Source organism: Dysgonomonas hofstadii (assembly GCF_014196915.1).
In the GTDB taxonomy this organism is placed as follows: Bacteria; Bacteroidota; Bacteroidia; order Bacteroidales; family Dysgonomonadaceae; genus Dysgonomonas; species Dysgonomonas hofstadii.
The window spans coordinates 123,450-148,971 of sequence record NZ_JACIEP010000003.1; the positions used below are offsets into that span (position 1 = coordinate 123,450).

General features: G+C 39.9%; 22 protein-coding genes. 5 read left to right on the forward strand and 17 right to left on the reverse strand.

The window, feature by feature from the left end:
* Positions 1-55: 55 nt before the first annotated feature.
* Genes ilvB through ilvD form a run of 4 tightly spaced genes read right to left on the reverse strand, consistent with a single transcriptional unit; the run spans position 56 to position 4,640 of the window.
* Positions 56-1,759, reverse strand: a complete 1,704-nt coding sequence (gene ilvB / locus GGR21_RS04955) for a biosynthetic-type acetolactate synthase large subunit (protein ID WP_183306082.1) — start codon at positions 1,757-1,759, stop codon at positions 56-58.
* A 24-nt stretch (positions 1,760-1,783) separates the two neighbouring features.
* Positions 1,784-2,305, reverse strand: a complete 522-nt coding sequence (locus GGR21_RS04960) for a DUF2628 domain-containing protein (RefSeq protein WP_183306083.1) — start codon at positions 2,303-2,305, stop codon at positions 1,784-1,786.
* Between the two features lie 6 nt (positions 2,306-2,311).
* Positions 2,312-2,806 (reverse strand): DUF2628 domain-containing protein, encoded by a 495-nt coding sequence (locus GGR21_RS04965; protein WP_183306084.1) that lies wholly within the window; start codon positions 2,804-2,806, stop codon positions 2,312-2,314.
* Positions 2,807-2,810: 4 nt separating this feature from the next.
* Complete coding sequence (gene ilvD / locus GGR21_RS04970) at positions 2,811-4,640, reverse strand: dihydroxy-acid dehydratase (RefSeq protein WP_183306085.1); 1,830 nt, start codon at positions 4,638-4,640, stop codon at positions 2,811-2,813.
* Between the two features lie 420 nt (positions 4,641-5,060).
* On the opposite strand from ilvD, the gene GGR21_RS04975 reads away from it, so the two are divergent.
* Positions 5,061-5,909, forward strand: a complete 849-nt coding sequence (locus tag GGR21_RS04975; RefSeq protein WP_183306086.1) for an Ig-like domain-containing protein — start codon at positions 5,061-5,063, stop codon at positions 5,907-5,909.
* A 79-nt stretch (positions 5,910-5,988) separates the two neighbouring features.
* Here the strand turns inward: GGR21_RS04975 and pheS are convergent, their stop codons facing one another.
* Both pheS and GGR21_RS04985 read right to left on the reverse strand, forming a co-directional pair.
* Complete coding sequence (gene pheS, locus GGR21_RS04980; protein WP_183306087.1) at positions 5,989-7,008, reverse strand: phenylalanine--tRNA ligase subunit alpha; 1,020 nt, start codon at positions 7,006-7,008, stop codon at positions 5,989-5,991.
* A gap of 196 nt (positions 7,009-7,204) precedes the next feature.
* Positions 7,205-8,383 (reverse strand): OmpA family protein, encoded by a 1,179-nt coding sequence (locus tag GGR21_RS04985; RefSeq protein ID WP_183306088.1) that lies wholly within the window; start codon positions 8,381-8,383, stop codon positions 7,205-7,207.
* 312 nt (positions 8,384-8,695) lie between these two features.
* On the opposite strand from GGR21_RS04985, the gene GGR21_RS04990 reads away from it, so the two are divergent.
* Both GGR21_RS04990 and GGR21_RS04995 read left to right on the forward strand, forming a co-directional pair.
* Positions 8,696-11,068, forward strand: coding sequence for a cation:proton antiporter (locus tag GGR21_RS04990; protein ID WP_183306089.1), 2,373 nt, complete (start codon positions 8,696-8,698; stop codon positions 11,066-11,068).
* 13 nt (positions 11,069-11,081) lie between these two features.
* A complete protein-coding gene (locus tag GGR21_RS04995; RefSeq protein WP_183306090.1) occupies positions 11,082-11,909 on the forward strand; it encodes an endonuclease VIII in 828 nt (275 codons plus the stop codon).
* A 4-nt stretch (positions 11,910-11,913) separates the two neighbouring features.
* On the opposite strand, the gene GGR21_RS05000 is transcribed toward GGR21_RS04995, so the two are convergent.
* The 5 genes from GGR21_RS05000 to GGR21_RS05020 all read right to left on the reverse strand — a co-directional run bounded on the left by GGR21_RS05000 (position 11,914) and on the right by GGR21_RS05020 (position 17,747).
* Complete coding sequence (locus GGR21_RS05000; protein ID WP_183306091.1) at positions 11,914-13,206, reverse strand: bifunctional folylpolyglutamate synthase/dihydrofolate synthase; 1,293 nt, start codon at positions 13,204-13,206, stop codon at positions 11,914-11,916.
* 19 nt (positions 13,207-13,225) lie between these two features.
* Positions 13,226-13,918, reverse strand: a complete 693-nt coding sequence (locus GGR21_RS05005; RefSeq protein WP_183306092.1) for an HAD family hydrolase — start codon at positions 13,916-13,918, stop codon at positions 13,226-13,228.
* 120 nt (positions 13,919-14,038) lie between these two features.
* Positions 14,039-15,406 carry a DNA repair protein RadA gene (gene radA / locus GGR21_RS05010; protein ID WP_183306093.1) on the reverse strand — a complete coding sequence of 456 codons (1,368 nt, stop codon included), beginning with the start codon at positions 15,404-15,406 and terminating at the stop codon, positions 14,039-14,041.
* The gene (locus GGR21_RS05015) at positions 15,394-17,229 is read right to left on the reverse strand and encodes a trypsin-like serine protease (protein WP_183306094.1); all 1,836 of its coding nucleotides are present in this window, start codon (positions 17,227-17,229) and stop codon (positions 15,394-15,396) included. Before GGR21_RS05015 ends, radA begins: the two co-directional genes overlap by 13 nt.
* Positions 17,226-17,747: a shikimate kinase gene (locus GGR21_RS05020; protein ID WP_183306095.1), complete on the reverse strand. Its 522-nt coding sequence runs from the start codon at positions 17,745-17,747 to the stop codon at positions 17,226-17,228. The genes GGR21_RS05015 and GGR21_RS05020 overlap by 4 nt, the downstream gene beginning before the upstream one ends.
* A gap of 234 nt (positions 17,748-17,981) precedes the next feature.
* On the opposite strand from GGR21_RS05020, the gene GGR21_RS05025 reads away from it, so the two are divergent.
* Together GGR21_RS05025 and GGR21_RS05030 are read left to right on the forward strand one after the other, a co-directional pair.
* Positions 17,982-18,353 (forward strand): BlaI/MecI/CopY family transcriptional regulator, encoded by a 372-nt coding sequence (locus GGR21_RS05025; protein ID WP_183306096.1) that lies wholly within the window; start codon positions 17,982-17,984, stop codon positions 18,351-18,353.
* An 11-nt stretch (positions 18,354-18,364) separates the two neighbouring features.
* Entirely contained in the window at positions 18,365-20,170 is a 1,806-nt protein-coding gene (locus GGR21_RS05030; RefSeq protein ID WP_183306097.1) for a M56 family metallopeptidase, read from the forward strand.
* A 68-nt stretch (positions 20,171-20,238) separates the two neighbouring features.
* Here GGR21_RS05030 and ypfJ read toward each other — a convergent pair whose 3' ends face one another.
* The 6 genes from ypfJ to GGR21_RS05060 form a co-directional block, all read right to left on the reverse strand.
* Positions 20,239-21,099, reverse strand: coding sequence for a KPN_02809 family neutral zinc metallopeptidase (gene ypfJ / locus GGR21_RS05035; protein ID WP_183306098.1), 861 nt, complete (start codon positions 21,097-21,099; stop codon positions 20,239-20,241).
* Between the two features lie 100 nt (positions 21,100-21,199).
* Positions 21,200-21,796: a Fe-S-containing hydro-lyase gene (locus tag GGR21_RS05040; protein WP_183306303.1), complete on the reverse strand. Its 597-nt coding sequence runs from the start codon at positions 21,794-21,796 to the stop codon at positions 21,200-21,202.
* Positions 21,797-21,841: 45 nt separating this feature from the next.
* Positions 21,842-22,687, reverse strand: coding sequence for a fumarate hydratase (locus GGR21_RS05045; protein WP_183306099.1), 846 nt, complete (start codon positions 22,685-22,687; stop codon positions 21,842-21,844).
* 1 nt (position 22,688) lies between these two features.
* Positions 22,689-23,630: a P-loop NTPase family protein gene (locus tag GGR21_RS05050; protein ID WP_183306100.1), complete on the reverse strand. Its 942-nt coding sequence runs from the start codon at positions 23,628-23,630 to the stop codon at positions 22,689-22,691.
* 115 nt (positions 23,631-23,745) lie between these two features.
* Positions 23,746-24,063 carry a DUF4387 domain-containing protein gene (locus tag GGR21_RS05055; protein ID WP_183306101.1) on the reverse strand — a complete coding sequence of 106 codons (318 nt, stop codon included), beginning with the start codon at positions 24,061-24,063 and terminating at the stop codon, positions 23,746-23,748.
* Positions 24,064-24,075: 12 nt separating this feature from the next.
* Positions 24,076-25,446: an acyclic terpene utilization AtuA family protein gene (locus GGR21_RS05060; RefSeq protein ID WP_183306102.1), complete on the reverse strand. Its 1,371-nt coding sequence runs from the start codon at positions 25,444-25,446 to the stop codon at positions 24,076-24,078.
* Between the last annotated feature and the right edge of the window lie 76 nt (positions 25,447-25,522).

Here is a 25,522-nt window from a genome sequence, read left to right on the forward strand (position 1 = left end):
AACAAATTGTTTTAAATCATTATCAAATTCGCTAATATCCGAATTTACTCATTAGTTATTCATTTCCTAATAAAATATTCGTTACACACGTCCCGGCAGGAACCATCGGATATACCATCCCTTTGGCTTCTACCTGTACATCGAGCAGGTAAGAACCTTTATGGGCAATCATTTCTTCGATGGCTTTGTCCAGATCGGCACGGTCTTCCACTTTCTTACCAGGAATATCATATGCTTCTGCTATTTTTACAAAATCCGGATTATGCATTACTGTGTTGGAATAGCGTTCATCAAAGAATAATTCCTGCCATTGGCGAACCATACCTAAGAAGTGATTATTCAATAATATGATCTTCACATCTATCCCATACTGCATGATTGTTCCCAGTTCCTGTATCGTCATTTGTATTCCGCCATCGCCAACGAACAGACATACAGTTCGATCCGGGGTTCCGTATTTTGCGCCGATCGCAGCAGGCAGGCCGAATCCCATTGTTCCCAATCCGCCGGAAGTAACCACACTGCGGCTTTGAGAGTATTTGAAATAGCGTAGTGCCATCATCTGGTGTTGCCCGACGTCGGTAACCAGTACAGCCTTGTTTCCGGTGGCTTCCGATACTTTATTGATCACTTCGCCCATCTTTAGCTGCCCCGATTCCGGATATAGTTCTTCTTTGATTACAACATTGTATTCCCTGTCATAGCAAACTTTAAATTCATCCAGCCATTCAGTGTATGATTTTCTATCTAAAAGCTCTGTAACTAAAGGCAATGTTTCTTTTACATCTCCTAGTACACAGGCTGTTACAGGTACATTTTTATTTATCTCGGCCTTATCGATATCGAAATGTATAATCTTTGCCTGTTTGGCATATGTATTCAGATCGCCTGTAACACGGTCATCAAAACGCATGCCTATGGCTATAAGCACATCACATTCGTTAGTTTTTTGATTTGGGGCTATATTCCCATGCATGCCAAGCATACCTACATGTTGAGGATGATCTGATGGCATAACAGATAGACCCAGGACTGTAGAGGCCACAGGTATACCCGATTTTTCGGCAAAAGCAAGGAATTCTTTTTCAGCGTTCCCCAAGATTACACCTTGTCCGACAAGTACTAATGGTTTTTTTGCCGTATTTATAATTTGTGCCGCTGTTTCTATCTCCTGTTGCTTTACCTCGGGTTTTGGTTGATAACTGCGTATAAATGTTGCTTTTTCGTATTTGAAGTTTTCGAGTAACCCGAATTGTGCATCTTTGGTGATATCCAGGATAACAGGTCCGGGACGTCCCGTGGATGCTATATAAAATGCCCGTGATACTGCCCATGCAATATCTTCGGGGCGGCGTATCTGGTAGGCCCATTTGGTAACAGGTTGCATAATACCTACTACATCGGCTTCCTGGAATGCATCGCTTCCTAACAGAGAGGATACTACTTGTCCTGAAATAACAACAATAGGAGTACTGTCAAGCATGGCATCGGCAACACCTGTTACAGCATTAGTCGCTCCCGGCCCTGAGGTAACGAGGGCTACACCAACCTTTCCCGATGTGCGTGCGTATCCTTGTGCTGCGTGGGTAGCACCCTGTTCGTGACGTACAAGGATATGGTTTATTCTGTCCCGATAGTCATACAGACAATCGAATACGGGCATTATAGCTCCGCCCGGATATCCGAAGATAGTATCTGCTCCTTCGTTCAGTAACGATCGCATAAGAGCTTCACTTCCTGTTATTTTACTATTGTTCATAATTATATTATATATGCTATTTTGTTAATAATAAAGATTCTCAATATAGTTGATCAGAAATACTAAACCAATAAGGATAAGGACAATGACTGCCAATACTATAGCTGGTCCTGTAAATGAAACGCCACCTTCGTATTCGAGGTAATCCAGCTGGTCTTTTGTATTGTTATAGGATTCTTTAGCACGCCTGACTGTGCGCTCAGCTTTTTTCATATAGAAAATGTTGGCATAACAGCCTGCAAATATTACCCCTAAAAGAATAGTCCATACATAAGGGTAGAAGCCCATAACGATCATAATAAAATTGTTGAGCAAACCTATGGCAAGAACGAAGACAACCAATTCTGCATACATTTTACGATATGGCAACCAAAAGATACTAAGCAGGAAAGCATATGGATTGAAGATGATCGACTCTCCCGACAGCATCCTTTTATATATCTTTTCGTAATAGGTGGCATCTTTCCCGAAAAAGGTCTTATAGTATAGACTTTCGTCAAAGATATCGTCTAATTCTGCTTCTTTGTTTTGATTGTCGTATTTCATTTGATATTACATTGCCGGATCACTCATTATAAATGATACAAATATTATGAAAGCTATTAGAAATAAAACCGGAATAAAAACTATTAATAAAGAATCAAAAATATTTGTTCCGCCTTTTTCTCTTATATAAGTGAATTTATCTCCCAATCTTTCATATTCATTTGCCTTTTTAATCACTTTGATTGCTTTTTTTATATATAAGTAATTTCCAATAAGTCCTAAAATAAGAGAAAATACAATATATAATAACAAAAAAGAGATATTTACGAAAAAACTAAATGTAAATAAAGCATATATTATCAGTGATATAACTATTGTTTCCAGTGTCATTCTCCGATAGCAGAACCAAAATACATTGCCTATAAATGCATAGATATTAGGGTTGATAACAATCCCTTTTTTTACTTTATCCAGACATTTTAGATAATAGTCTTCGCTGCTGCTAAAAAATGCTGCATACATTGCTCTTTCTTCTATTTCATTTAAAGACTTATCTTCCATCCTTTTATTCCACTATCCTTATTCCGCCCAAATCAGCTGAACTAACCATGCTTGCATATGCCCTGAGCGCCTTAGATACAACACGGTTACGGTTCGGTTTAAATGCATCCTTCCCTTTTGCCAGTTCTTCCTGACGGCGGCTTTCCAGTTCGGCATCAGAGAGTTTGACGTTGATACTGCGGTTTGGAATATCTATTTCTATAATATCACCATTACGTACCAGTCCTATTGCCCCACCCGAAGCTGCTTCGGGTGAAACATGTCCGATGGATAAACCGGATGTACCACCAGAGAAACGGCCGTCGGTGATAAGTGCGCATTCTTTTCCTAAGTGTTTCGATTTGATGTACGAAGTGGGATAAAGCATTTCCTGCATACCCGGTCCGCCTTTCGGCCCTTCGTACGTGATGACGACTACATCTCCCGCGACTACCTCGTTGCGTAGAATACCATCACAGGCTGCATCCTGGGAATGAAAAACTTTTGCAGTGCCCGAGAATCTGAAAATACTTTCGTCGACACCTGCGGTTTTTACTACGCAACCATTCAGAGCGATGTTCCCTTTCAGTATTGCCAGACCGCCGTCTTTAGTATAAGCATTCTCCATATCCCGAATACATCCGTTAGTGCGGTCAGTATCGAGGGTAGGGTAGTAATTATCTTGTGAACCCATCACCAGATTAAATTTGTTTCCCGGAGCCGATTTATATAACATTTCGGCTTCCTGCGAAGGGTTTTGTTTTGTTATATCATATTTTTTGATAGCCTCGCCAAGGGTTAACCCATCTGCTCTTGAAACACAGGTATCGATAAGTTTTCCTTTATCCAGTTCTTTCATAATCCCTAATATGCCTCCTGCACGGTTCACATCTTGTATATGATATTTCTGTGTATTAGGAGCTACTTTGCAAAGGCATGGTGTATGGCGCGACAGTTTGTCGATATCATTCATCGTGAAATCAACTTCGGCTTCCTGTGCTATGGCCAAAAGGTGAAGGATCGTATTTGTAGATCCTCCCATTGCTATATCGAGTGTCATAGCGTTCAGGAAGGCTGTTTTGGTCGCTATTTTACGGGGGAGAACGGATTCATCACCGTCACGGTAGTATTTGTATGCATTTTCTACGATTTGCTTAGCCGCATCCTTAAATAGTTTGGGGCGGTTGGCATGTGTGGCAACTATTGTTCCGTTACCGGGAAGAGCTAAGCCTATGGCTTCGTTCAGGCAGTTCATCGAATTTGCAGTAAACATTCCCGAACATGATCCGCAGGTGGGGCACGCAGCCCTTTCTATCGCATCTACTTCTTTATCGGAAACAGACTCATCGGCGGATTTTATCATAGCATCTATCAGATCAAGATGCTGATTGTTCAGCTCCCCGGCTTCCATCGGTCCGCCCGAAACGAATATGGCAGGGATATTCAGGCGCATGGCGGCCATTAGCATCCCGGGAGTGATTTTGTCGCAATTACTAATACAGATCATTGCATCGGCCTTATGCGCATTTACCATATATTCCACGCTGTCGGCTATCAGGTCGCGTGAGGGTAGGGAGTAAAGCATCCCGTCGTGGCCCATCGCTATCCCGTCGTCTATGGCTATTGTATTAAATTCGGCGGCAAAGCAGCCTAATGCTTCTATTTCTGCTTTTACTTTTTGTCCTATATCGTGAAGGTGTACATGTCCCGGAACAAACTGGGTAAACGAGTTGACAATAGCGATCAGCGGTTTGCCCATCTGATCTTCTTTCATTCCGTTTGCTCTCCACAGAGCACGGGCTCCGGCCATGCGGCGTCCTTGTGTACTTGTTGAACTTCTTAATTCGAATCCCATAACTTTTTTATTAGCAGTTAACTATTTCTAGTTTTAATTAATCAGACAACTTTATAAAAAAAGCCTTTCCCATATTTGAGAAAGGCTTATATTTAGTTTTTTCCTTAGATTTTCAATCTATTATTTATATACATACCTTTCTCATTTATTCTGGCCGACGAGGAGAATATTAATGACGAGGACGATATATAAAAAACAATTTGTCATATTTTTTTATCAAAAGTGATCACAAAGTTATAAACTCTTTTTTTATAAGCAAATTTTATCAATACTTTTTTTGTTGGGGAATAATTAAGTTCTATTTTTTTATGGAATTAGTCAAGATATTTTCAGTTATCTGTTATTTTAAATGTATAAGGAAGCGTTATATTTGTGTAATTGAATATCTAATCTATGAATATTAATAAATATAATTTAGTTATGAAAAACATTTATTATTTTCTTTTCATATGTATTTTTCTTTGTTTTCTTTTTGCGGGATGCAGTAGTGATAATGAACTAGAACTAAGTGAATATAGTTGCGAGCTTGATGATGCAAAGATGTATGCCAGGATTGAAATTAAAAGTGGCTCAGGTGAATATACTGCAACCTCTTCAAATGAGAATGTTGCAGTAACATTAATTGAGGGAAATGTATTATTTATATGCGCAAAAAAAGAAGGGACCGCAACTATAAATGTTATGGATGGAGAAAAGAATCATGCAAAAATAGATGTAGTAAATAATAGGTTTATGCTTGATCCGAATCCTGCGTCTCGAAATATTGTCTTAAAAAAAGGTTCATCATGGGAAATCCCAATAGAGGATGCCGTGAAAGGATATGAATATCTGTTTCTTTATGCTGATGACAAATCTTTATTTGAATCGGGAATGATTGAAAATAAAATTAGAATAAAAGGAATTAAAACAGGAGAAACATATTTGTCAGTCAAGCAATTAATATGGACATATGCTTATTATCACGTGAAAATAGTAGATGTTTATGATCTTAATTTATGGAAATATACAGATGTGTTTGATATTCAGCCAGAACAGAAGATATCGATTGATATTATGGAAGGTAACGGTGATTATAAAGTGACCTTTACCGAACCTGATATTGTATCTGCAAACATTGAACCTTTTATCGAGAATGAATACATAAAACATACATATTATTCAGAAAATCAAAATACTTTAAAAATCAAAGGATTAAAATCCGGAAATACAACAATTACTATTACCGATAGAGAGGGTAAATCGGATGTTGTAAAAGTAAGAGTAAATTAAGTATTTAAGTTTATTGATAAAATAGGAAAGCTATCCCCAATGGATAGCTTTCCTATTTTATATGGTCAATATTATATTTTTAATATGCACTCTCAAATTGTTCTAAGAAACGCTTGTCGTTCTCCGAGAACAGGCGCAGGTCACTCACTCTGTATTTTAGGTTCGTTATCCGTTCGATTCCCATGCCCAGAGCATAGCCGCTATAAACCTTACTATCGATACCACAACTCTCCAATACGTTAGGGTCTACCATACCGCAACCAAGAATTTCTACCCAGCCTGTATGCTTGCAGAACGGACAGCCTTTGCCGCCGCAGATATTACATGAGATATCCATTTCCGCACTAGGCTCTGTGAATGGGAAGTATGACGGGCGAAGACGTATTTTTGTGTCTGCCCCGAACATTTCCTTAGCGAAATACAACAATGCCTGTTTCAGGTCGGCAAACGAGATATCTTTGCCTATATACAAAGCTTCTACCTGATGGAAGAAACAGTGTGCTCGGTACGATATAGCTTCGTTACGGTAAACGCGTCCAGGACAGATGATACGGATTGGAGGCTCCTGTTTTTCCATTACACGTACCTGTACAGAAGATGTATGTGTGCGGAGTAGTATCTCTGGATTATGCGCAATAAAAAATGTATCTTGCATGTCACGTGCCGGATGATCGTCTGCAAAATTTAGCGCAGAAAACACATGCCAGTCGTCTTCTATTTCGGGGCCTTCGGCTATCGAAAAGCCAAGATGGCGGAATATATCACATATTTGTTTTTTTACGACTGACATTGGGTGGCGCGTACCCAGTGTTACAGGTGCAGCAGTGCGGGTGAGGTCGATGCTATCGTCTGTCGTCTGGTTGTTTTCAAAAGAATCTTTCAATTCGTTGATTCGGGTCTGGGCTTTTTCTTTCAGTTCGTTAAGCTTCATTCCCACTTCACGTTTCTGATCGGAGGCTACATTACGAAAATCGTTCATCAGAGTCGATATTTCACCTTTTTTACTAAGATATTTTATACGTAATGCCTCTATCTCTTCAACTTTACCAACTTTGAGATTTTCTATCTCTGATAGCAGTTTATTTATTTTATCAATCATGTATTTTGTTATAAATTATAAGTTGTGATTATAAATTATAATATTGTTTCATTTTAAGCCTACAAAAATACATTTTTCTTTTTTGATAAGCGATTTTATGTGTTTTAATTTTTATATTAAGTAAAATCTATAAAAAAAATAAGGATGCTCAAACGAGCATCCTTACTACCTGATATTATTTCTAACTATTTTTCTGTTATTTGCTTGTAGCGGTGAATACAACCACACGGTTCCATTCGTCTGTAGGGAATAGTTGTTCCTTGTCTCCGCTGGCTTTAGTTGTAATGCGGCTAGGAGAAATGTTGTATTTGTCGATCAATACTTTTGCTACAGCCTGAGCGCGTTGTTCAGACAGCCTTTGGTTTACTGCGGCAGTACCGGTGCTCTTATCGGCATAACCTGTAACTGTAACGTTTACACCAGGATTGTCTTGCAAATAGCGTGCGGCGTTAAAGATATTGATATCCTGATTCTTTTCCAGTTGTGCGCTACCAAGACGGAATACGACAACAGCATTCATCAATACTTCTGTTTGTTCTTTAACTTCTTTGGTTTCTTTTACGATAACCTGAGGTTCCGGTTTAACGGCCAGATCACGTTTCAGACGGCTGATTTCAGAGTCTTTGCTGTCAAGAGAAGCTCTCTGTGCATTGATCTGATCGTTCAATGCTTTTAGTTGAGCCGGGTCTTGTACATCTACCATTTTGAATCCACCTTTTGTCAGGTTAAATGTAACACCCAACAAGGCATTGACTGTACCATCATAAGAAGCAGCCTGTGTACGTCCGTTGAAATCGTCACGAAGAAGATTCCCTGCAACTTCAAGGTTAAGGCTGGCTATTTCGCTTACACGGAAATCGAACTGAACACCCGCACGTGGCACAATCATATTGGTAGTGGTCAGCGCATATTCTGAATCTTTAAATCCATGAACATAACCTAAACCGGCTAAAATACTGAAATTGAACACACGGTCTGGTTTGTAAGGTAAGAACAGGTTAGTCAGGTTCAATATACCATCTAAATTAGTCTGGATATATTTGTTTTTGTATGTGCCTGTCAGGCCATTTGAAGCACCATATAATGCTTCGCCTCCTGTAAAGTCGTAATAGTTTTTAGAAGACCATCCGCCAACTTGTAAACGAGCTCCAACTGCAGGAGAAAAATATTTACCTAGGGATACTGCTGCATGAGGAGTAATAAGGTCTCCGAATGATGCGCTACTTCTGTCTTCACTGATTGTGTAGGATGCTCCACCTTGCAATTGGATAAACCAATTATCCCCGAATTTGTTAGGAGCAAAAGCTTTTTCTTGGGCTAATGCAGGCATTGCTGCTAAAGCAAGTGCTGCAATACTAAATACTAATTTTTTCATTTTTCTTAATAATTGTTTGTTGTTAAGTAGAACAATCGTTCTGTAAAGTTTGTTCGAAAGCAAAAGTACAATATTTTATTTTTCAAAACATTTGTTAAATGAAAAAGTTTTGAACATCTGTTCACAAATAGCTTATAGTCAATATTATCAAATGAAAAATGATGAAAGAAAAAATATTAGTAATTATGTATCGCTTTGCCAAAATTCTTTCATAAATCATTTTTTTTTGATAATTTTATGATCTGAAATTCTTTCCAAAAACAAAATTCAGGTTATTGAATTACACAAAGTAAAAAAACATAAAGATAATATATGGCGCATCTACCCGATTTTATCAGTGATCTGGCTATTATTTTAATAACAGCCGGAATAGTCACTATTATATTTAAATGGCTGAAACAACCTGTCGTCTTGGGCTATATTGTTGCCGGATTTTTGGCCAGCCTGCATTTTAAAAATTTTATAGAAGGTATAGTTCTGAAGGTAACAGGAGCTTCGGAAGAACAGGTCTCGGGTATATTCAGGGCGTTACCTGAAATTTCCGATATGGCCAATGTAACCATTTGGTCGGAGCTTGGTATTATATTCCTGCTTTTTGCATTAGGACTCGAATTCAGTTTCAAGAAACTGATGGATGTAGGAGGAAAAGCCTCTATTGCCACATTAATAAATATGGGTTCGATGATCGTAATCGGATATATTGTGGGTGAACTACTGATTGTGAAGCTTATACCCGATTGGAATGCAATGAACAGTATCTTTCTGGGAGGTATGCTTTCCATGTCATCTACTACCATTATTATAAAAGCCTTTAACGATATGGGGCTGCAAAAGAAGAAATTTGCCGGAATTGTATTTGGCATGCTCATTGTAGAGGATCTTGCTGCCATTGTGATGATGGTATTACTTTCTACATTTGCTGTCAGCCGGCATGTCGAGGGTGGAGAATTGGCTAATAGTATAGTTAAATTACTGTTCTTTATGTTGATCTGGTTTGTAGTGGGTATATATATGATACCTACCATGCTGAAGAAGCTAAAGAAATACCTCAATGATGAAACGCTTCTTATAGTCGCTATAGGTATGTGTCTCGGTATGGTTTACTTTGCTACAGCGGTAGGGTTCTCTGCGGCTTTGGGAGCCTTTATTATGGGTTCTATTCTTGCTGAAACAATGGAATCGAAACATATAGAACACTTGATTGAACCACTGAAAAGTCTTTTTGGAGCTGTTTTCTTTGTATCGGTAGGTATGATGATAGATCCTGCTGTAATTAGTGAATATGCCTCATTGATTATCCTGTTAACAATTGTTGTCCTTATAGGACGTATTATATTTGCCACTATTGGGGTTATGGCTTCGGGCGAAGGGCTTAAAGTTGCTGTTCAATCAGGTTTCAGTCTCGCTCAGATCGGTGAATTTTCGTTCATTATTGCTACGTTGGGTATGAGTTTGGGCGTAATAACCGAAACACTTTATCCGATAATAGTTGCCGTGTCGGTGATCACTACATTTACAACACCGTACTGTATACAATATTCGGGTAATGTTTCCGACTGGATAGAGAAACATATTCCTCTTAAATACAATAAACTGATAGAAGGGTACAGTGCTTCGGGCTATAATACGGTAAACAAGCAGAACGACTGGAAGGAACTCCTGAAAAGTATCCTCAGCCTTGTGGCTGTTTACTTTACAATATCGATAGCCATATTATTGGTATTCCAGAAGTTTATCACTCCTTATATTGTGGAATGGATGCCTGGCAGTACCTGGGGGCCAATATTGGCGGCTTTGATAACGCTTACATTGATGGCTCCGTTCCTGCGCGCCATAATGATGAAAAAAAACCGTTCTGAGCAATTTAAAAATCTGTGGAAAGATAACCGTCTCAATCGTGGCGCATTGATCTCACTCATCGTTTTTCGTATAATAATATGTATAGTGTTAGTTCTGATGGTGCTGATCCCATTATTCCCTCATCTTACAGTATTAATGGTGATTATATCGCTGGCAGTAGTTACACTCATTATATTCTCGCAAGGATTCAAGGCTCAGTCCCGCAGGATAGAAGCCCGTTTTCTTGAAAACCTGAATCTGAAACAAAGAGTGGAGGAGAAGAAAGCGGCTATATTGCCGACTGTGGCAAACGACCTGAGATCGAAGAATATACATATCGAAGAGTTTGAAATATCCCAGAATTCGTCAAGTGTTGGTAAAACGCTCAGGGAACTCAATTTCAGGCAAAAGACAGGAGTAAATATAGTGACTATCATACGTGGAAGCAAGAAAATAAATATACCTGACGGTAACGAACATCTTTATCCGTTCGATAAACTCGTTGTATCAGGATCGGATGACGAGATGCAGCAATTATCGCAATACCTGCAAGATAAGCGTGAGCAAGCATCACAAATGGAAGAGGAGGCTCAGTATCATGTCAGCCTATCGCAATATCTGGTAGAACCGGGCAGTCCACTTATCGGAAAAACAATAGTGAGTGCCAAAATAAGAGAACGTACAGAATGTATGGTTATCGGCATCGATCGTAACGAAACCTCAATCATACAATTTACACCTGCCTTTCTGTTCGAAGAGGGTGATGTGATATGGCTTGCCGGAGAGAAGGAAAAGTTGAATTCATTTGAAGATAATATAAAAGATCTGGAACCGCTTATCCCTTAAAAGAATAAGTTTTATGATAGAAATACCCGAATCCACTGTAATTAGTCGTCAGGCGGAAAATATATTGATTGGTAAACGAATATCGAATGTTTTACAAGCCACAAGTCCGCATAAGTTCGCATGGTACAACGGCGATCCGCTTTTGTACAAAGATTTGCTTGTTGGCCGTGAAATAGAGTTGGTGAGGGGACACGGCTCTTTTGTTGATATTATACTCGATGAGGATGTGAAAATATCAATAGGAGATGGTACAAACCTTAAATATTATCCTGCATTCGAGAAATATCCTGTTAAGCATCAATTATTGATAGTTTTCGATGACAACAGTTTCCTGGCTTTTACAGTAGCTATGTATGGTGCAATATTCGCTTATAAGGGTGAGTTGGATAATTTTTATCATCGCAACAGTTTGGAAAGTATTTCTCCACTTGCTGAAGAATTCGACAGGGTATATTTCGGGAATATATTCAAAAGCGTAAAGAAAGATATGTCTATAAAAGCCCTTTTGGCTACTGAACAGCGGATTCCGGGATTGGGTAACGGGGTACTTCAGGATATCCTTTTTAAAGCAGGGATACATCCGAAGCGGAAAATATCAACGCTATCCGATCTTCAAAGAGATGATCTTTTTCACTGTCTGAAGGTAACATTGCAAAGCATGACAGAGAAGGGTGGACGCAATACTGAAAAAGATTTTTACGGAAACTGGGGTAGATATAAAACACTTCTATCCAAAAATACGTATAAAGATCCTTGTCCGAACTGTGGCGGAGAGATTAAGAAAGAGGCTTATTTAGGTGGTAGTGTTTATTACTGCATTGATTGTCAAAAAGATAAATAATTTCCTATTGATAGCCAAAATACTCTAATGCATCGGCCACAATAAAATTACTTCCTCCGATAAAGATGAAATCATTCGGTGCAGCCCAATCTTTAGCAGCTTGCACAGCTTCGGCCACAGTAGGGTAGGAGTAACCGGTCAAACCTTGTTTGCGAGCAAGTGCTTCCAATTCTCTTTCGTTTCTTGAGCGGGGAATAGATGCTTTCGTGAAGTAGTAAATCGCTTTTTTAGGTAGCATGGTCAGTATATTACTTATATCTTTATCGTTAACCATTCCCAATATAAAGTGCAGGGTCTGATATCTCTCTGTTGTTAGCTGCTCGACTATATATTTCATTCCGGCAGCATTGTGCCCCGTATCACATACTATTTTGGGATTTATTTCCTGTATAATTTGCCAGCGTCCCATCAATCCGGTCAACTCATTAACATAGGCAAAGCCACTGTAAACAGCTTTTGACGGAATTACATATCCGAGTTTCTGGAGTTCTTTAATTGTGCATAGTACTGTTGCTGCATTCTTGATCTGGGCGTATCCCGATAGTTCTCCTTTCAGGTGCAGATGATATTTGGTGTCGAACAGCCAGCCACTTGCGGTTTTCAGGCTCGAATGGATGATCTTTTCGTCTTCGGCGAAGATAATGGGCGCGCCTGTTCTTTCGGCAGTTTCTTCAAATACCTGTCTGACCTCGCCTTCGGCTTCACCTATTATCACAGGAATATCTTTTTTTATTATTCCTGCTTTTTCCGCAGCGATTTTAGGCAATGTGTTGCCTAAGAACTGCATATGATCGAAGCTAATATTAGTGATTATACTCAGATCAGGACTTATGATATTCGTACTGTCGAGGCGGCCGCCGAGGCCAACTTCAATAACAGCTACATCTACCCCCATGTAGGCAAAGTACATGAAAGCCATCATCATTGTCAGTTCGAAAAACGATGGTTCTATAGGTTCGAAAAAAGCCTTGTGTTTTTCTACAAAGTTCACAACATAATCTTCCGAGATTTTTTCACCATTTACACGTATACGTTCCTTAAAGTCAATCAGGTGGGGGGATGTATATAGTCCTACTTTATATCCGGCTTCTTGCAGAATGGCGGCAGTAAGGTGCGATACCGATCCTTTTCCGTTGGTTCCGGCTACATGTATTGTTTTATATTTTCGGTGCGGATGTGAAAAATATTCATCCAGGCGAAGGCTATTGTCCAGTCCTTCTTTATATGCTGATCCTCCTACCTTTTGATAAACAGGAAGCTGATTGTATAAATACTCTATTGTTTCCTTGTAATCCATGTTTTAACTAACCTTTTCACTATCTTACCAGATAGTGGCCTAATTCTCTGATATTGTCAACCTTATAGAAGTGTTTGCTTGATATGTTGTTATCTACCACCTCGTGTTGCCACATGGTGTGATATGGAACATATGCAGCATACATGCCAATAGACAAGGCGGGGATTATATCGGATTTTAAAGAATTTCCTACCATGAGTATATTCTCCGGAGCTACATTCAAAGCAGAAACAAGCTTTGTGTATTCTTTATCCGTTTTATCAGACATAATTTCAACATGGTCGAAATATTCCGCAATGCCTGAACGATCCAATTTCCGTTGCTGATCCAGTAAGTCCCCTTTTGTAGCGACTATTAGCTTATATCTATTTTGTAGTAAAGATAATATATCTTTTACACCATCGAGCAGTTGTATAGGCATATTTAAAAGATATTTACCTTTTTCAATAATTTTACTGATTGTTTCGATCGGGATGTTCCCGTTGCTTACTTTTATAGCTGTCTCTATCATCGATAAGGTGAATGCTTTTGCTCCGTAGCCGTATACTCTCATATTGGCCATTTCGATATCGAATAAGGCCGAAGATATTGTTTTATCATCTCCATATTGGCTAAGTAATCCGCATAGTTCTTTTTCTATATTCTGGAATAATGGTTCGTTATCCCAAAGGGTATCGTCGGCATCGAATGCCACTATTTTTATATTATTCATTTTAATTAGTAGTTAGATTCGTTAAGAAAGGAAACATTTTTTTTACCTGCTTCTCCTGACTAAAGCCCACACTAGCGGCCTTGCGGCTCCTCTCCTTCTGGAGAGGCAGGGGTGAGGTGATTATCCGAATAAATTACGAAATGCTTCTTCTACTTTTCTTACTTGTACTATTTCTATATTAACTTTTGATGTGAATCCTTTCAGGTTATTCTGAGGAATCAGTATCTTTCCGAAACCTAATTTTTCAGCTTCAAGAATCCGCTGTTCTATACGGTTTACCGGACGTATTTCACCCGACAATCCCACCTCGCCCGTCATGCATACATGCTTTTCTATTGAAATATCGAGACTGGAAGACAATACCGCGCTGATGACCGAAAGATCCATCGCCGGATCGTTTACCCGTAATCCTCCGGCGATATTGAGGAATACGTCTTTCTGTATAAGTTTAAATCCTGCACGTTTTTCCAGTACAGCTAGCAACATGTTCATCCGCCGCAGGTCAAATCCTGTTGCCGAACGCTGTGGTGTACCGTAAGCAGCAGTACTTACCAATGCTTGTGTCTCTATCAGGAAGGGGCGTATACCCTCGATCGCAGCAGCAATGGAAACACCGCTCAACCCTTCGTGATTCTGGGTAAGAAGTAACTCCGACGGGTTGCTTACTTCACGAAGCCCGTTTTGCCGCATTTCGTATATTCCCAATTCGGCTGTACTTCCAAAGCGGTTTTTAATACTGCGCAGGATGCGGTACATATAATGTTGGTCGCCTTCGAACTGGAGGACTGTATCTACTATGTGTTCGAGTACTTTTGGCCCGGCAATACTTCCTTCCTTATTGATATGTCCGATAAGAATGACCGGAGTGCCTGTTTCCTTAGCGAATTTAAGTATGGCTGCGGAGCACTCGCGTACCTGTGATACGCTTCCCGGAGAGGATTCTACAGTTTCGGTATATATTGTCTGAATGGAATCGACGATAACAAGATCGGGCTTTGTATTTTGTATATGGACAAATATCTGTTCCATATTGGTTTCACATACTATAAAGCAATTCTCACTGGCAGGATTGATGCGGTCGGCACGTAGTTTCAATTGTCTGGCACTCTCTTCTCCCGATATATACAGGGTTTTTATTTCTTTCAGTTCCAGAACGGTTTGGAGGACTAATGTCGATTTGCCGATTCCTGGCTCTCCTCCAATCAGAACAAGAGAGCCCTGTACAAGCCCTCCGCCCAGTACCCTGTTGAGTTCTCCGTCATGCAGGTCAATACGGGGTTCTTCGCCTGTCTCTACGTCTTTCAATAACAAAGGTTTGGCCTTGCTCGTTTCAAATATATCGAGTCCGTTTTTAGCAGACGGTTTTTCTTTGCTGATGCGTTCTTCCACATAGGTATTCCATTCTCCGCAAACCGGGCACTTGCCCAGCCATTTAGGCGAATCATTACCACAATTGCTGCAAACATATACTGATTTTATTTTTGCCATAATATCTTTTTCGCCTTCGTTCCCCCTTTTTCTGTTTTTATTTGTATGATATATAGACCTCTACGGAATGGCAACATGTCTATTGTATGACTACTTTCATTGATATCTTTTTTATCGTAGAATACATCGCCGTCTAGGTCTATAAGCCTTACCTGTTTGATAACATCATCCTGATAAATACTGACTTTAATGGAGTTTCCATCCATAAAGAAATCTATGTTGTTTCTTACTGTAACAACCAGTTCTTTTGATTTATTCAGCCGGTCTTTTACGGTTATTACCGCCCGTCCCAGTTTTTTTGCATTCACATTGATTGTTGAGCCACTGACTTCGGCTGTAGCGATATTGTCATCTGATGACGTTATTGTATATCCATCATTGCCGCTAAGAATACTCACTGGTGATGATGTGTGCGGAAGGATGTCCAGACTGTTTTTTTCGAGTACCAGTTCTTTTACATCCCCGTCTATATTGGGTAATCCTGCCAGAACAGTCTGTCCGGTATTCAAAGGATCTAAATACTTGCTCATGTGCAATTCTGTATTGGCCGACTGATCCCAGTGGTACCATAATTTTCCGAAAACATCTATCCGGTTTTGGGAACTGCAATCCATTGCATCGCCTCCTGTCAGGGAACCTATGACTAAGCCGTTTTGATTGAATAATGGGGCGCCGGAAGATCCTCCGGCTGTGATACCATCTGTGTATTTTATATTCCAATAAGCCTGATTAGCACCGTTTTCCCATGTTGTAGTGGATGGGGACTGGCTAAACAAAGATATTTTTTTTATATCTCCATTCGGGTGATGAATTATGCTTCCGCTTGTCGTAGAACTGGCATGGTTATTTCTGTCCCAACCATTATAATATACTTCCCAATACTCGGGTATAGAACCCGTGAGCAATATTAATGCGCCGTCACTACCTCCAACGGTAGGATTAAGTATTTTAACCTCCCCTCCCCGGTGGTATTTATATGTCGGACGTTGGTTTTCGCATCCGGGCGATTCATATTCAAAGAGAACTTCAATATTATCGGGATTGGATACAACTACATCTTCGAAACAGTGGTATGCTGTGAGTATATAAGGTTTTTTATCTTCGGCAGTATTATTTATAAGCGTACCCGAGCATAAGTTGCTGTTGTTGCCGCCGCTTCTGATTGTGCGGAGCTGAATTACTCCTCGCTTTTGTACTTGCCAGTCCGCCCCTTGTTCGCAATTTATATTTATCATGCAAGGCAGTGATGCTCCATAGTAATCCCTATCAGGGATAGTTTGACCTTCAACGTATTTATATCCTAGTTTAGCTAAGTGAAGACGGGGCTTTTCGGTTGGATTTTCAGGTGCTACATATTCCAGTACGACATTATCTCCATAGAGATTTTCGAATGAATATGGCCCTCCTTCGGGATTGTCTTCTGGTGCAAACAATATTGCGTTTTTCAGATTATCTTTATTATATACATATAATTTACTCCCTTTTGGCAGATAGAAATCATCGAGCCCGATAAAGAATATCTTAGCCTCGGGCACATCTATTTGTATTTTCCAGATATTTTGTCCGGTAGATAACTGCGACCACGCGCCGATAGTATCCATATCGATATCTAGTTTATACAGGCGTGCTTCAAGCATCGGCCGCCCCTGTTCTTTCCGCAGGATATTATCTACTGTAAATTTTGTTTTTTCCTGACTGACGAGTATTGATATGGCTGATTTGTCGCTGTTGAGCTTATATTCCTTATTCTGGGCTGCAAAAGGAATGCTTGTGATCAGTACTATTATACTCAGAATAATTCTTTGTGTAAGGATTTTTTTCATAATATTCCTGTTAGTTGCTGTACATACTGTTCTACATCATCCCGGCTGATTAATCTGTCTGTTTCAAAGATTATTTTTGCACGGGAGTAAAAAGGTTCGCGTTTATCCAGACTTTCTACAATAAAAGTATATAATTCTTCTTCGCTTTTGTCTTTTATTAGGGGACGTTTGTCTTTACATGTATTTAGCCTGGAGGCTAATGCCTCGGGCTGAACTTTCAGATAGACGGTAGTACCTGTCTGGTTCATATATTCCATGTTATCAAAGAAGCAGGGAGTTCCACCTCCGGTTGCTATAACTATATTTTCGAATTCCCCGACTTCACGCAGCATATTACGTTCAATGTTGCGGAATTCAGTTTCTCCTACTTCCTGAAATATTTGATTTACTGTTTTTAAGAAACGTCCCTGAATGAAGTGGTCGAGATCAATAAAATCTAAACCAAGGGCTTTGGCGAGCTCTCTGCCGGCAGTTGTTTTGCCTGCTCCCATGTATCCAATAAGGAAAATCCTTCTCATTCTTTATTCTACCTTTTAGCTAATCCTACAAAAATAGAAATAAAATACAGAAAGACATATCTAAGGAATGTAAATATTTTGAAGACGTGAATATTCGTTTTTTTAGGCTTTGTCTAAAAAAATAGTCAAAAATATTTGCTGTCTAAAAAAATAGACATATATTTGTCGAGGATAAGATAGGAATTCTCTATTTTTATCCGGAATATTAAAGAAAACGATAAAGTATATATAATTATGCAGTTGACCAAGGCCGAAGAACAGATTATGCAAATACTGTGGACAATAGAGGAGGGGACAGTACAGGATATATTGAAAGAATTCACTGATAGTAATAAACCTGCCAGAACCACAATAGCTACGGTATTGAGTATTTTGGAGGGGAAAGATTTTGTGACTCATTATAGTGAAGGGCGCACCAATATTTACAAAACCACAGTGTCGAAGGAAGAATATTCGAAGAAGCAATTGTTTGGCTTTGTGAAAAATTACTTTAACGGTTCATTTTCTTCTATGGTGTCTTTTTTTGCTAAAGAGACAAACCTTTCGATAGAGGAGTTGGATAAATTGATAGACGATACCCGGAAAGCGCTGGAAGAAGAAAAATAAAACCTGATATTATGGAATCATTTATCATATATATAGCTAAATCGGGTATATGGACGGGAATCTTTCTGGTCATTTATGTGCTGTTTTTGCGGAAGACCACCTTTTTCCGATTCAACAGGTTTTTCCTTATAGCAGGATTTATCGCATCACTGATTCTCCCGGCTATAAATTATACCTATGATGTTGTGATCTCTATCCCGCTTCTCCCTATCGAGGATAGAATTCCTGCCATGGCACAGTCTGTGGCTTCCTCGCCGGCAATAGATACATGGTCAGTTCTTTTTGTCCTGTATGTCCTTGGGATGCTTGTCCTCCTTATACGGAACGTCTGTTCGTATCACAGATTAAAGCAATACATCACAAACGGTGAAAGGCTGGACGCTAAAGAATATAAGCTGATAGAAAGCGATATCGTAAAATTTCCTTTTACGGTGCTAAATTTTATTCTGATTAATACTAACAGGCTTTCATCGGCAGAGAAAGAACTTATATTAAAACATGAAATAACCCATATCAGACAAAAACACTGGATAGATCTTATTGCCGGCGAATGCATGCTGCTGTTGCAATGGTTCAATCCCTTGATATGGATATATGTGTATTTATTAAAAGAAAATCACGAATATCTTGCCGATAAGGCTGTTCTAGATTCCGGGGTTTCTCCGGCATTGTATCAGGCGGTACTTATCAATCAGGAATTTCAGGGCCCCGTATTTTCTTTTTCCAATTCATTTAATTATTCAAAGCCATTAAACAGATTAAGTATGATGAAGAAAGCAAAAAGTGCCTCGTGGAAAAGGCTGGCAGCCCTGATGATTATTCCGGTGTCGGGTTTGTTTCTTTGGGCTTCGGCAGAGCCGAGATATATTATAGAACAGACGAGTTTTGATTTTGGTGAATATCTGGCCGGTAAGGACACTGTTGACCTGCACATGAATATTGAAAGTTCCGATAGTACCCAAAAGGTTTATTATTTTAGAATAGGAGATACAACCAGTATTGACAATAGTATAGTGAGGACGAAGGTATTTACTGTAAGTAAAGATAAAGAATCTAAATTTTTTGTGGATGGAGTGAAAGGTGATTCTGCTGATATTCAGGAATTCGAGTTCAAAAATATCAATTATCATGATTCGTTGTATGAAGTAAAAGCTAAGAATGGTATTATGGTTTTGACAACAAATAAATTGAATGGGAAACCTGTAAGGGTACAGACACAACTGATACGAAAATCGACTGACAGTATTTCTGAGAATGAAGGAGTAGGACATTTTTTGAGTAATGTAAGAATCATACCAAAAGGAAATGCTTCGGGGAAGGTATCTTCCAGCACAATGACATTGAGGGGTGATACTATTAATATTCGAGTTAAAAACACCAGTAGTATACCGAGAGACAAGCCTTTGGTCATCTTGGATGGAAAGAAAATTTCGTATGATAAAATGAATGAAATCGCTCCGAATACGATAGATAATATATCGGTACTAAAGGATAAGTCAGCTATTGATGTATATGGAGAAGATGGTAAGAACGGGGTGATTATTATCCATACAAAAGAGTATGTAAAAGAGAATCCTTCCAGTGAAAAGGTTTCTAAAGTGAAGGTTATCGGTTACGGATCGATGAGTAAAATAAATAAGGATCTGCAACTTGATAAACCTCTGCTGATAATAGACGGAAAAGAAGAGCCCGATAAAAGCATCGATTCGTTGGATGCGAAAGACATAAAGTCAATGCATGTTTATAAAGGTGAAGAGGCGATAAAGAAATATGGCGATAAAGGTAAAAACGGAGTTATAGTAATTATAACAGAATAGAACACTACTTATTCGATGCGGCCTCGAAAGTCCTTTTCTATGGATTTTCGGGGTCGCATTATGTAGTGCTATAATTGCGAGTAAGGTACAGAGAATGTATCGCCATCTGCTAAATTTCCCGTTTGCAGCCCTTTTTTCAGCCAGCGTGAACGCTGTGCTGAAGTTCCGTGATTAAATGAATCGGGAACAGTGTAACCTTGTGCGTTCATTTGCAGGCGGTCGTCCCCGATCTGAGACGCTGCATTCAATCCTTCTTCAATGTCGCCGTCTTCTATCGAATTGAATATCTTATTGTCATAATGCGCCCATACTCCGGCGTAGAAGTCGGCTTGTAATTCCAGTCTGATATTCAGTTGATTACTTTCTTTCTGGCTCATCCGTTGCTGCTGTTGTTGCACTTTATCGAGTGTTCCCAACAGGTATTGTACATGATGTCCTACCTCGTGAGCTATTACATAGGCATAAGCGAAATCGCCACCTGCATTCAAATGGTTTTTCATCTCGTTGAAGAAAGACAGGTCGATATATAGTTTCTGATCCACGGGACAATAAAACGGGCCTGTGGATGCAGTTGCCTTTCCGCAGCCCGATTGGGTTGCCTGCGTGAAAAGTACCATTTCGGGTGGGGTATATGTCTTTCCGTTTAGCTTAAATATCTCTGTCCACACATCTTCAGTGCCGGCCAGTATCTTTTTTGAAAATGCAGCAGCTTCTTCTTCCTCTGCCGAAGGTGTATAATCTCCTTGTGTAGTAGTCATTGATCCATCGGATAATTGCTGGGTTACAACATCTAAAGGATTACCGCCCATCAGCCACACAATGAGCCCTGTTATAATTAATCCGCCGATACCCAACGATGCTTTGCCCCCGGGAATTTTACCTCTGCGGTCATTTACATTATCACTGGTTCTTCTTCCGTCAAGTTTCATGTTATTCCGTTTTATAGAATAACGTTATGGTGATATCTTTTGTTTGTGTAAATACATGAAAAATAACTGGAATAACAACATTCTCATTATAGTTTATAATTCATAACTCATAATTCTTTCTCCCTTCCTCGTACATATTCTTTCCCTGGCTATCGATAGCTACGATTACAGGCAGATTTTTAACTACAAGCCTTCTTATGGCCTCGGTTCCCAGTTCTTCAAAAGCTATCACTTCCGCACTGATTACGCTTTTACCCATCAGTGCTGCTGCTCCGCCAATAGCAGCGAAATAGATGCCCGAATGTTCCACTATGGCGTCTATAACTTCCTTATTGCGCAGGCCTTTACCTATCATCACTTTCAGACCTTTTGCAATCAGTTGTGGCGAATAAAGATCCATCCGGCCGCTGGTAGTCGGGCCAACCGATCCGATAGGAGTGCCCGGTTTGGCAGGGCAGGGGCCTGCATAATATATTGTCGCCCCTTCGAAATCGAAGGGCATAGGTTCTCCTTTTGCCAGCAATTCACACATTTTTTTGTGTGCAGCATCGCGACCAGTGTATATCGTTCCTGAAATATATGCCATATCTCCGGCTTTCAGGTTCTTAATAATTTCATCTGAAATGGGAGTAGTTAGTTCTATTCTGTTTTCCATATGTCTATATTTTTTGTCATGTTGAGCAACGAAACATCTTATATTAGATTCTTCGCTACTCTCAGAATGACAAATAAAAGAAAAATTTTATAAATTACCTTCTGCGTGCCTTGTGGCATGGCAACCGATATTAACCGAAACAGGTAATCCCGCTATATGAGTGGCAGAGGTAAGTATATTTACACTTAAAGCTGTGGTTGTTCCTCCAAATCCTGCCGGACCGATTCCCAATTTATTGACCAATTCCAGTAATTCCTCTTCCAATTTTGCTAGTTCCGGATTGCTGTTTCTTTCATTCACAGGGCGTAAGAGAGCTTTTTTGCTCAGATAGGCACATCTTTCCATCGTACCGCCTATGCCTATGCCTACAATAATCGGAGGGCAAGGGTTTGCTCCCGCTTCCGAAATAGTATTGATCACAAAATCTTTGATGCCTTGCAGTCCCTGGCTTGGTTTCAGCATTTTCAACTGGCTCATATTTTCGCTGCCAAAACCTTTTGGTGCAACTGTCATATGGAATTCATCACCCGGTATTATTTCGTAATGGATAATGGCAGGCGTATTATCTTTTGTATTAACCCTTCCTAGTGGATCGCTGACTACGGATTTCCGGAGGTAACCTTTTTCATAACCTTGCCGTACTCCCTGATTGATGGCGTCTTCAATATAGCCCCCTTCAATATGCACGTCTTGCCCCATTGTGACGAAAACAACGGTCATACCCGTGTCCTGACAGATTGGGTCATTACCGGTTCTGGCTATATCTGCATTTTCTATCAATGTATTCAGTATATCCTTGCCTAAAGGTGACTTTTCCTTTTTACGACACTCTCCCAGACATTGGTAAATATCCTCTGTTAGATGGCAATTGGCTTCTATACAAAGCTTTTCTACAAGTTGGGTTATATCTTTAGCATAAACAGTTCTGGTCATTCTAGCTTTGTCTTTTTAAGAAATGAATTGTATTCAGGTTCTTTATATTGATCTTATCTTCATCATCGAGACATCCGACAAGGCAATAGGTATTTGTCTTGGGATCGTAAATGAATTTTTTGATCAGCGTAAAATGTTCGACTTCCGATGTGTTGCGGATATGGAAGCGTGGCCCGTCACACTTCACAATGGTGTCACCTATCATTATATGGTCTTCATCGTAATAATTGATAGTCAGGTTCTCTGCCAGTTTTTCGTGTATGCGCTGCGAAAGCCTGCAAAAATCGAGCTCTACTTCTTTTATAAATCTTAGCACAAATCCGTTACGCATATCAGAACTATAATACAGATTTTCGTCTACGCCGAATTCTGTGCCGAGCAGTAGCATCGTAATATCTTCGATTGTGTGTGCCACTTTCCTATACCACAGCGATTCATGCACAATATCGTATATACTTTGTGGCAATGGGCCAAAAATGCTGGGACGTGTAACGATAATCTCTTCACCGATGCCCACTATTATATCGGCATTAATCCCCAGGGCAGGAAATAACAGGTCGAAATGTTCTACTATGATTCTGCGTTTGCGTTCAAGAATATGGCGAACAAAGTCCACGATCTCGTGCATTTGTGTAAATGCCACTTGAAAACGCATATCGATATGATATGTAGTCGCTTCGTGCAGATCTTCTTCGAGATCCCTTACCTGTAATATTTTACGGGGATTCAATGTGTCATCGTCATTTGAAAGTTCCAGTCCGGGAAACATTCCTTTAATAAGGGATGACTTTCCCGATCCGGCATCTCCCACAATCCCGATCAACCGGTCATAATAGCTGAGATGGCGCTGTGATATCTGTTCACCAAGGAATAGAAGCCTTTCTCTGCCACGAGGGGCGAAGTATTGGGAGAAGACGGAGTATTCCTGTATTAAATTGCGCATAATAGATTTGGCCCCCTGTATCCCCCGGAGGGGGAGTTGAAAACAAATGACATATTATAATTTGTTTTATTATTCTGTCTAGTTCCCCCCCTCGGGGGGACACAGGGGGGCTTTATTAAAGTTTAAATTTAAAATTCATTAAAGGGGAATGCTGTTGTGCTCCGTATACATCTGTTTCTCCTAAAGCTCCGGATGGAATAGGGCGTATGATAGTAATTTTCACCGCTTTGGCCGGATCGAAATATACCAGATTGATAATGTCCGATTCGGGTATATTATATAATGTGGCAAACCCTTTTTCGTTAATTGCTTTGGCCGCTTTTATTTTATTATACATTTCAAATTCCTTGAATATGATATCAAAAGTAAGCTCATATGGGCCGGAATTCTTGCTGCGGATAACCGAGGCTATATCTCTTAAATTGTATTCCATAATGTTATTCGATTAATTTCCGTTCCTAAATTCTGTATACGTAATGGGAAAATACTCCATAGGATCGTCCACCTTCATCAGATGGTAAATGTTGAACTCATAAACTTCGCCCACTTTACAATCTGACGGGGAGAAAGGGAATGCCAGGTTTCCGGCGGTGGAAATACGCCCTTCATATCCGAAGTGTAACATTGTACTGCGTGCAAACCCACAAATGGTATCTGCCTGATCCTGAGTTGGGGCAACAGCCTCGATAACGATGGCCAGTTCATGAGCTACACGGTTATCTGCTCCGGGGAATAGTCCCATTACACCGTTCTTTCCATATATCTTAAAATCGAGGAAGAAATCGGTGATACCATAGCTCTCAAAATTGTTTTTTACACGGTCTTTCACGCTTTGTACTATGGAATCTATTTTTTCGATCATTACAGGGTCTTTCACAGCAGCAACTGAAATAGTACGGTAACCAACTTTTTTCACCCCTTCCAGTTTTACAAAATATTCTTCGGTAGGCACAAATTTACTGCCGGTAACTTTTACTGTATTATCGGTAACCTGCGTAAATTCAGCTTCATGTAAATCAATTGCTCCACCAGGACCCGGAAGTATATACGGATTTGTTTTTTCATACAATGTATGGGCAGCCACCGAAAGAGTAGTGCATTTGCGCAATGGAGATAGCGGTTCGAGGACAAAATTATCCTTTTGCAGGTATCCGAACATGCAATCGCTGCCACTACCCGGAATAGCGGCAATCGAAGCGCATTCCAGTATTTTGCCCAGGTGTATGGCCAAACCTTTGTCAAATCCTTCTTTAATAGCAAGAGCAGCAAATACCGACGGATCGTAAGAACGTCCGGCAAGGATTACATTTGCTCCTTCACCCAAGGCTTTTATATAAGGTTCTTCTCCCATTTGAGCAACTATACGTACTGTATTATCTACATCTTCTTCTGTAATAGGGCCGGCGGGATGAAGCGGAATAACTTCACCTTTCCTTAACTTCGATTTTATAAGCTCTTTATCCAGTTCGGATTGTATTATCGCCAGTTTGAACGATAATTTCTTTTCTGTGGCTATTTCTTCAATTATCCTGCGACAAAACTCTACGTGGGGATAACCTCCGCAACCGCCTCCGGTGCCGATGATGACAGGTATTCCTGCTTCTATGGCGGCAGGGATCATAATCCCAAGGTCGCGTTTCACTGAATTATAGTCAGTAAAGGATTTTCCGGCACCCAGATAATAAGGGCCCGGATCTGTAGAGCCCGCATCCACGGCAATCACATGAGGCTTACGCTTCATACCTTCAACAAACGATTCCATCGGAAAGCCATATCCCAGGATGGCAGTAGGGGAAAGAATTCTTATTTCTTCCATAATCTAAAATTTCAAGATTTAAAATTTAAGGATTTCAAAGATTCTTTTCAAATTTAATTTTGAAATATTGAAACCT